General features: G+C 36.6%; 3 protein-coding genes. 1 reads left to right on the forward strand and 2 read right to left on the reverse strand.

Translation table 11 applies throughout. The features are described 5' to 3' along the window. Window positions 1-85: 85 nt before the first annotated feature. On the reverse strand, window positions 86-889 hold the full coding sequence (locus BFL01S_RS19420; RefSeq protein ID WP_061786700.1) for an inositol monophosphatase family protein: 804 nt from the start codon (window positions 887-889) through the stop codon (window positions 86-88). A gap of 161 nt (window positions 890-1050) precedes the next feature. After that, window positions 1051-1236 (reverse strand): YkzI domain-containing protein, encoded by a 186-nt coding sequence (locus BFL01S_RS19425; protein WP_025909118.1) that lies wholly within the window; start codon window positions 1234-1236, stop codon window positions 1051-1053. 262 nt (window positions 1237-1498) lie between these two features. On the opposite strand from BFL01S_RS19425, the gene BFL01S_RS19430 reads away from it, so the two are divergent. After that, window positions 1499-2131: a YktB family protein gene (locus BFL01S_RS19430; RefSeq protein WP_061786701.1), complete on the forward strand. Its 633-nt coding sequence runs from the start codon at window positions 1499-1501 to the stop codon at window positions 2129-2131. The last annotated feature ends 55 nt before the right edge of the window (window positions 2132-2186 follow it).

Here is a 2186-nt window from a genome sequence, read left to right on the forward strand (position 1 = left end):
GGTTAGTATAACCTAACGACTTTAAAAAAGGCATCATTCGTCCTTTAGAAAGGAACATTTTGTTTTGTCCCAGACTCGTCTTTTTTCAGCCTTTATACTTAGAAAGATACGTAGACAAAATTTCTTCGTGTAAACCTGGCTTTGCAACGAATACGCTGCTTCTGTCTAAAATATCTAAAGGCTTCCCTTCTAAGTCTGTTACGACGCCTCCAAGCTCTTCAATTAAAACTTTCCCTGCTGCAAAGTCCCACGGTGCTAAGCGCATCGTAATATAAGCATCTAACCTTCCTGCTGCAACATATGCAAGCTCAATGGCTGCGGACCCATATGACCTTGTTCCTCTCACACGCGTTACTAGAGGTGAAAGCACCGATGGATCAATTCTTCTATTTTCCGTTACCCACGTTGCGTTTAAGCTGACAATAGACTCTTCAATGCTAACTTGCTTTAAAGGTGGCAGCTGTTGGTCATTAATATATGCTCCCTTCCCTTTTCTAGCATGGTACAGCTCATCATGTACAACATCATATATGAATCCAGCTTGTCCAACTCCATTTTCAAAAATACCTACGGAAATAGCAAAATTTCGCTGTTGATGAACAAAGTTCATTGTTCCATCAATTGGATCAATTACCCAAATAACACCTTCAGATGTTTCAATTTTTTCGCCATACCCTTCTTCACCTAAAATCCGGTGGCCTGGAAATACTTCTTTAATCTTTGAAATAAAGAACTGTTCAATATCTTTATCCATATTGGTTACTAAATCGTTAGGGTTTGATTTTGTTTCAATCACGAGCTCTCTACTAAAAGAAGCTTTAATTCGATTACCTGCTTCTTTAATCCATTGCTTTGCATATGTATCAACCTGATTCCAAAAATCCCTCATTTAGTGTTCCCCCTTTTTTGAAAGTCCTGTATTAAGCTTAAAAAAACGACTGCAAGATGTCAATTCACAGAACAAAGGAGAGAAGTATTTACGCTTCTCTCCATTCCCTTTACTCTTATATTCACCAGTTTTTTCTACTCTCATTCCAGCATCAGCTATCTTTATTGCAAGGAGATCATTTCTTGGCGAAGCTTCTCTAACTTTTGCTTGCACTGATTCTTTTTCTCTTCGTTATTTTCAACCATTGCTTCATACAGCGTAGCTAATTCGTAATCAAGCTCTAATCGAATAACTCCTAGTCTCTTTTGCCCATCATTCTTCTTATACATATTCACCACTTGTTTCATTGATGAAACACCCCTCTCAATAATAATGAATGGTCCTCAAAACGGCTTCAATAAAACTAAATTTTCAGAATTTTTTCGGTTAGAATAGTCTATGTTGAAGCTCAATTTCATGTAACTAAATTGTGTGATTACCTATAAAAAAATGATAGACGTGTTTTTGACAAGCATATGCGAATAAATTGGTGATTATGCCCTTTCTATGGTAAAATCACTACGAAATATGAGATGAATTATCTATTATTGGATATTGGAGGTATTGAATTTGTTTGAAGGATTTTCAGAAGCTGATTTTAACGTATTTACAATAGATGGTTTAGATGAACGAATGGAAGCAATAAAAACACAAATTCGTCCTAAATTCGAAGAGTTAAGCACGCACTTTGCTCCTACACTTTCCTCATTAGTGGGCGATGAAATCTTTGTCCATGTAGCAAAACATGCGCGTAGAACGGTAAATCCACCAAAAGATACATGGGTAGCATTTGCTACTAACAAGCGTGGCTATAAGATGTTACCTCACTTCCAAATTGGTCTTTGGGGCACTCACGTTTTCGTTTGGTTTGCGGTTATTTATGAAGCACCGATTAAATCAGCGTACGGCAAAATACTAGCCGACCAGATAGACCACATTAAAGAGCAAATTCCTCAATCATTCGTTTGGTCAAAAGACCATACAAAACCTGCTGTCGAAAAAATGAGTTCCTTATCTACCACAGAACTTAAGGGATTATTTGAACGATTAGAACATGTTAAAAAAGCAGAGATTTTATGCGGAATTAATGTATCAAAAGAAGAAGCAGTTAAGATGAATGGCCAACAATGGATTGATTTAATTGATGATACATTTAAGACATTAGCTCCTTTATATGAACTTAGTAAAAAAGCGCATGCGTAAAAAGAGATGCTAAGAGATAAATATTTCAGCCACTAATATGAGGCTGGGACATAAG

Source organism: Priestia flexa NBRC 15715, from assembly GCF_001591565.1.
GTDB lineage: Bacteria > Bacillota > Bacilli > Bacillales > Bacillaceae_H > Priestia > Priestia flexa.